Below are 6,387 nucleotides of genomic sequence, written 5' to 3' on the forward strand. Positions count from 1 at the left end.
CCTGAATATCTCAAATCCCTTTGATCCGTCCCAGAATATTATGGGCGGAACCCGTTATTTGAAGCGGATGCTCATTCGGTATAATGAGAAACTTGCCCTGGCGCTCGCCGCCTATAACGCAGGTCCATCGGCTGTGGACAAATACAACAAAATTCCACCCTATGAAGAGACCCAGACCTATGTACAAAGGGTGATGTCGTTGTATTCACGGTATAAAAGCAGCTGAATATCAGTCTCAGACTTTGATCGTCTTTATAAAATCAAGCAGTTTGTCTCGCATTTCCGGTCGTTCAAGGGAAAAGGAAAGATTAGCCATTTGAAACCCGACCTTGTCGCCGCAGTCAAACCGGGTGCCCTTGAATTTATATCCAAAGATCGGTTGTTCGGTTAAAAGTCCCTTCATGGCATCGGTGAGCTGGATTTCACCGCCGGCACCGGCCTGTTTTTTTCCAAGATATTCCCAGATTCTCGGGGTAAGGATGTACCGGCCCACGATGGCCAGGTTGGACGGGGCGTCTTCGGGTTTTGGTTTTTCCACCATATCATTGATTTTTACCATATCCTCTTCCAGAGGGGTTGCATCGAGAATGCCGTATTTATCGGTCTGATCCTTTTCCACTTCCATGACCGCGGCAATGGATGCCCGGAACCGTTCAAATTTTTCCACCATTTTCGTGAGTACAGGCTTATCCGGGGTTTGGATCATATCGTCGGCCAGAAGTACGGCAAAGGGTTCATCCCCCACAATGTCCCTGGCGCACCAGATGGCATGGCCAAGCCCTAGGGGATCATGTTGGCGGGTGTAAACAATGGTACCGGTTCGGGGGACCAGTTCATTGACCTGCCGCAACAAGTCTGTTTTCCCCTTGGTTTTGAGCATGGTCTCTAACTCATAGCTGCGGTCAAAGTGATCTTCCAGGGCTTTTTTGCCCCGGCCCGTGACAAAAATAATTTGCTCAATACCGGCTGCAAATGCCTCTTCAACAGCATACTGGATAATGGGTTTATCCACTACGGTCAGCATCTCCTTGGCCATGGCCTTCGTAGCCGGGATAAACCGGGTGCCAAGACCTGCTACCGGAAATACCGCTTTTTTTACTCTCATAACGACTCCTTGAATATTTGATACTGAAATTTTCCCTGATTTTCGGGGCAGGGCCTGTCAGAGCAGGCCTAAATATTTTGTTGGTGTTTGAACGACTATTTTCGTCGAAGGTTTTTATGTTCAAACAATTTTTATATTTTTAGATTAGCAGAGGCTGTCGTGTCAAACTCAAAATGAACAATCCTTTAGGGACTTGGGCTTCTTTGGCTGGATGCATCAGGCTATCCGATTGACATTATTGCCTATTTCCAGTATGGTATTTGATTTTTATATTGCTTGTTATTAATTGATAAGGAAATAGTGAATGAACGCTGAAAATAAGACAGATGCAACCCAGGCCCGGGCGGAAATTCCGCCGGAGCAGCTTAGCCTTAAAAGCCGGTTTAAATTCAAATGCCATAAAGGCGTCTCCTGTTTTACCGAGTGTTGCAGGGGGATTGATATTATGCTCACCCCCTATGATATTTTAACCATGCGCAAAAAATTGGACATTGATTCGGAGAAATTTTTGTCCATATTTACCACCCCCCAGCTTCTTGAAAAAGCGGATATGCCCGTGGTGACCCTCAAGCTCCTTGATGATGAGCGTAGGTCCTGCCCGTTTGTTCAGGATAAGGAGGGATGCATGGTTTATGAAGACCGTCCTACTACCTGCCGGTACTATCCCCTTGGGGTGGGCGCTTTGAGTTATTCCGGCGAACAGAAGGATAACGATCAGGATGAGTTCTTTTTCATGATCAAGGAACCCCATTGTAAAGGCTTTGATGAACCGGACGAATGGACCGTAGGGGAATGGCGTGAAGACCAGGGCGTCGATCTGCGTGATGAGGTCAATGAAGGTTGGCTGGATCTCATGGTCCGTAAAAAATCTTTGCCGTCCAGCATGCAGCTGTCCGAACAGGCCAAACAGATGTTTTTCATGGTCTGCTATAATATCGATAAGTTTAAACGGTTCGTGTTTGAATCCTCTTTTCTTACCCGGTACAATATCCCGGCAGAACGGGTGGCCCAGATTAAAGATGATGATGTGAAACTGCTTCAGTTCGGATTTGAATGGTTAAAAACCACTTTTTTCCATACCGGAGAGGCTATGTTTAAGTCCAAAGAGAACGGCGGGGACTCAACGGGGTCATTAACTTAAGCGTTAATGGCAAGAAACTGGAAACAAGAAACAAGAGGGTGAATCACCTTTGGCGCCCATTTTTATGCCTGTCTACCAGCCAATAGTTTCCGAGTTTCTCCCCTCAAAGCCAAACAGGCACGCCGCAGATAAAATGCTACGGGACCGTGTTTGGACGAAAAGTTGCCCAGATGCAAGGCGCAGAAGAATTTGCAACCGGAGCATACTAAAGTATGTGAGGATTGTAAATTCTTCTGCAACGCCGCAGATGGGTGACTTTTCGTTCAAACACTATTAATAATTATACCACAACGCTTTATGGGCCGACGTATCATTCAGGCGGGCGTCAATATCCAGATTAAAGAAAGAGGCAACCGGCGCAAGAATTTCAGGATTGTCTGCCTGCACTTTTTTTAAAGCGGAAAGCGCCATATCAAATCCTTTTTGGGTCATTTTCCCCAAGGGCTGGCGGCATGGGCCGGACGGCATGCCAAGGATCTGCATCATGGTTTTCAGGGGCAAAGGATTTCTGGCCCGGCACTTGACAGGTCCGTACTTGCTTTCCTCTTCGGTAGTGATGACCACAAGATTCAGCAACGGAGACAATGCGGTCTCAATAGCCAGTGCTTCTTGGGTTTTACCCTGGTTAAGCAGTTCAACCATTTGGGTCATGAATGCCGGTGCAATATTTGACATGACTGAAATTGCACCGCAGGCCCGGATCTGTTCATCTGCCATGACTTGGCAGACCAGGGCATCGTCTCCGGAAAAGATATTGAAACCGTCCCCGCAAAGTTTTCTGGTCAGCTTCATGTTGTCTATATTTCCGGTGGCTTCCTTGACACTGGTTACATTGGCACAGTTGTCCGCAAGTATGGCAAGATCCTGGGGCAACATTTGTGCACCGGTACGTCCCGGAATAATATAAGGAATGATATTCAGGCCCGGGGTTTCCCTTGCCACCGCCTCGTAATATTCCCGCCGGATTTCAAGGGAGGAGGGCCCGTTGTAATAGGGATCCACCAGAAGGACACCGTCCACGCCCTGTTCTGCGGCATGGGATGTACCGGTTATGGCTTCAGCCGTGTTGTTTGAGCCGGTGCCTGCGATGCACTTGCACTTGCCCCTGGTCTGTTTGGCAATCAAATCAATAACCAGATTATGTTCTTCCCATTTAAATGTCGGGCTTTCACCAGTGGTGCCGGTGGCAAGAATTCCGGTAATCCGGTTTTCAATCTGGAAATTAATGAGCCCGGACAGGCCGTCCCGGTCCAGATCTCCTGCCGGGGTGAACGGGGTGATAAGTGCTGTGTAGCATCCTTGTTCCATAACTTACAAACTCCTGATGGTTATTTGCGCGGCAAGCGCGGATAAAACAATTTGCCCAAAAAAGTTGTGTCAACTCTTTACAGGGCAGGCACTAAGTTTCCCTGAAAGACCTTGACACCCGAATAAAAAAATTTATTATATAAAAATTTTGTATAAACACAATAATAAAGTCATAAAATAGCCAAAGGAGACATAAATGGCCGATTCCAGAAACCTGCCTAAAAATGCAGACGAGCAGATCGCACGGCTCAGACATGCACTGGTCCAAAATGCCGAATGCGGCACAACCCATTATAATCTGGCTGTTGCGCTGATCGGCAAGCAGGAGTTTGCGGAAGCGGAAAAAGAACTTCATGACGCCATAGACTGCAGCCCCTCCCTGTCCGAGGCTTATGTGCAGCTTGGGGGCATTTGCCTGCAGCGGGGCGATCTTGAAGGATGTTTCCGGTTCAATCAGCAGGCCACCAAGGCCCGGGCCGGCTTTGCCGAAGGCTATGCCAACATGGCCTTTGTTCTGCTGCAGCTGGTGGACGGCAAGGATGCCAAGGAGGATGAGGAAAAAGTGGAGAAGGCCATTAAAAATCTAAAGAAGGCCATTATCCACAATAAAAATTTCATCCAGGCATACACGACGTTGGGAACCGCCTATTTTATGAAAGGACTGGTGGAAGAGGGGGTCAAGGCCAATCTTCAGGCCCTGTCCGTGGAACCTAACTTCCCCATTGCCCATAACAACCTGGCCGTGGCCTATCTGGAACTTAAAGATTACAAGCAGGCCATCAAACATTGTGATATTGCCGTGGATTTAGGTTTTGAAGTCAACCCGGCATTGCTGGATGAGCTTGCACCCCACCGGGGCATATAATCACACCGTGATGACAGGTTTTTATTGACATGCGGACTTATAAATTCTATATCAGCTATGTTATTTTGCTTATAATGTCTGCTTCAAGGCGTTAATTTTTTCACTAATGCTTTGGAATGATAGAGAAAAGAATATTAATGAGAAGTTTGGAAAATCTTTTCATTGTTGCATGTAAATCAACTTTTAACGGAGGTAAGTAAATGGCTAAGCATGAAACTCCTTTCTTAGACCAGCTGGAAAGCGGCCCGTGGCCTAGCTTTGTTTCTGACCTGAAACAGCAGGCAGAAGTCAGAGCCAAAAACGAAAAAGGCGTTGAATTCCAGATCCCCCAGGATTGTGTAGACGATCTTCTTGGTGTTTTAGAACTTTCTTACAAACATGGCCGTACCCACTGGAAACACGGCGGCATCGTTGGCGTATTCGGATACGGCGGTGGCGTTATCGGTCGTTACTGCGACCAACCCAAACTGTTCCCTGGTGTTGAGCATTTCCATACCATGCGTGTAAACCAGCCTGCCGGTAAATACTACACCACCGAGTACCTGAAAGCACTGACTGATCTGTGGGACTTCAGAGGCTCCGGAGTTACCAATATGCACGGCGCCACCGGCGACATCATCCTGCTGGGTACCACTACTCCCCAGTTGGAAGAAGTGTTCTGGACACTGACCCACGATATGAACCAGGATCTGGGTGGTTCCGGCTCCAACCTGAGAACCCCTGCCGACTGCCTTGGCTCTTCCAGGTGTGAATATTCCTGCTACGATACCAGCGCACTGTGCCATTTCCTCACCAATGAATATCAGGATGAACTGCATCGTCCGGCATTCCCGTACAAGTTTAAATTTAAACTTGACGGCTGTCCCAACTGCTGTGTTGCTTCCATCGCTCGTTCCGATATGTCCTTCATCGGTACCTGGAAAGACGACATCCGCATTGATCAGGACGCGGTTAACAAATATGTTGAAAAAGACCCTGCATATCCTGCCAATGCCGGTGCCCACAAAGGTAAAGACTGGGGTCCCTTTAACATTCAAAAAGAAGTTATCAGACTTTGCCCCACAGGCTGCATGAAGTTTGAGAACAAAACCCTGACCATTGACAATGCCAACTGCACCCGCTGCATGCACTGTATCAATGTTATGCCCAGAGCCCTGAAAATTGGTAAAGAGACAGGTCTCTCCATTCTTGTTGGCGCCAAGGCTCCGATCCTTGATGGTGCCCAGATGGGTTCATTGCTGGTTCCCTTTGTTGAAGTCAATGCCGACAATGATTACGAAGAAATTACAGAAGTCATTGAAAACGTATGGGATTGGTGGATGGAAGAGGGCAAGAACCGTGAACGTCTTGGTGAGCTGATCATGCGCCAGGGCTTCCAGAAACTTCTGGAAGTAACAGGCATCGAAGCGATGCCCCAGCATGTTGCCTATCCGAGAACCAACCCCTACATCTTCTGGAAAGAAGAGGAAGTAACCGGCGGTTGGGAACGTGACGTTGAAGAATACAGAAAACATCACTTAAGATAAAAAGGGAGATATATAATGGCATTTATTTCTACAGGGTATGATCCCAAAAATCCGATGGTGAACAGAATCACCGACATCGGTCCCAAAGACTTTAACGAATTTTATCCTCCTGTTATCGCAAAAAATAAAGGCAAATGGTCTCATCATGAAATCCTGGAGCCCGGCGTGCTAGTTCATGTCGGCGATTCCGGAGATGAAGTATATACCGTAAGGGTTGGCGGTGCCCGCCTGATGTCCACAAGTCACATCAATGAAATCTGTGAGATTGCCGACAAACACTGTGACGGATATGTTCGTTTCACCACCCGTAACAACATTGAGTTCATGGTTGATTCCAAGGACAAAGTAGAGCCCTTGAAAAACGATCTGGCTTCCAGAAAGTTCCCCGGTGGTTCCTTTAAGTTCCCCATCGGTGGTACCGGTGCCGGCGTTACCAATATCG

6 protein-coding genes and 1 pseudogene are annotated in these 6,387 nt (G+C 47.6%); 5 read left to right on the plus strand and 2 right to left on the minus strand.

What is annotated here, in order from left to right:
- Positions 1-226 (plus strand): lytic transglycosylase domain-containing protein (locus B3D59_RS16095; protein ID WP_286822133.1); only part of this gene is annotated, 226 nt, incomplete at its 5' end.
- A 9-nt stretch (positions 227-235) separates the two neighbouring features.
- Here the strand turns inward: B3D59_RS16095 and galU are convergent.
- Positions 236-1,105: a UTP--glucose-1-phosphate uridylyltransferase GalU gene (gene galU / locus B3D59_RS16100; protein ID WP_286822134.1), complete on the minus strand. Its 870-nt coding sequence runs from the start codon at positions 1,103-1,105 to the stop codon at positions 236-238.
- A gap of 304 nt (positions 1,106-1,409) precedes the next feature.
- On the opposite strand from galU, the gene B3D59_RS16105 reads away from it, so the two are divergent.
- Complete coding sequence (locus B3D59_RS16105; RefSeq protein ID WP_286822135.1) at positions 1,410-2,246, plus strand: YkgJ family cysteine cluster protein; 837 nt, start codon at positions 1,410-1,412, stop codon at positions 2,244-2,246.
- Positions 2,247-2,519: 273 nt separating this feature from the next.
- Here B3D59_RS16105 and dapA read toward each other — a convergent pair whose 3' ends face one another.
- A complete protein-coding gene (dapA, locus tag B3D59_RS16110; protein WP_286822136.1) occupies positions 2,520-3,554 on the minus strand; it encodes a 4-hydroxy-tetrahydrodipicolinate synthase in 1,035 nt (344 codons plus the stop codon).
- A gap of 196 nt (positions 3,555-3,750) precedes the next feature.
- On the opposite strand from dapA, the gene B3D59_RS16115 reads away from it, so the two are divergent.
- From B3D59_RS16115 to B3D59_RS16125, 3 genes and pseudogenes are all read left to right on the plus strand, one after another.
- Complete coding sequence (locus B3D59_RS16115; RefSeq protein WP_286822137.1) at positions 3,751-4,419, plus strand: tetratricopeptide repeat protein; 669 nt, start codon at positions 3,751-3,753, stop codon at positions 4,417-4,419.
- Positions 4,420-4,619: 200 nt separating this feature from the next.
- Positions 4,620-5,945, plus strand: a complete 1,326-nt coding sequence (gene dsrA / locus B3D59_RS16120) for a dissimilatory-type sulfite reductase subunit alpha (RefSeq protein ID WP_286822138.1) — start codon at positions 4,620-4,622, stop codon at positions 5,943-5,945.
- A 15-nt stretch (positions 5,946-5,960) separates the two neighbouring features.
- Positions 5,961-6,387 (plus strand): annotated as a pseudogene (locus tag B3D59_RS16125) (sulfite reductase, dissimilatory-type beta subunit); the annotation flags it as partial.

It is taken from the genome of Desulfobacter sp. UBA2225 (assembly GCF_002348205.1).
GTDB lineage: Bacteria > Desulfobacterota > Desulfobacteria > Desulfobacterales > Desulfobacteraceae > Desulfobacter > Desulfobacter postgatei.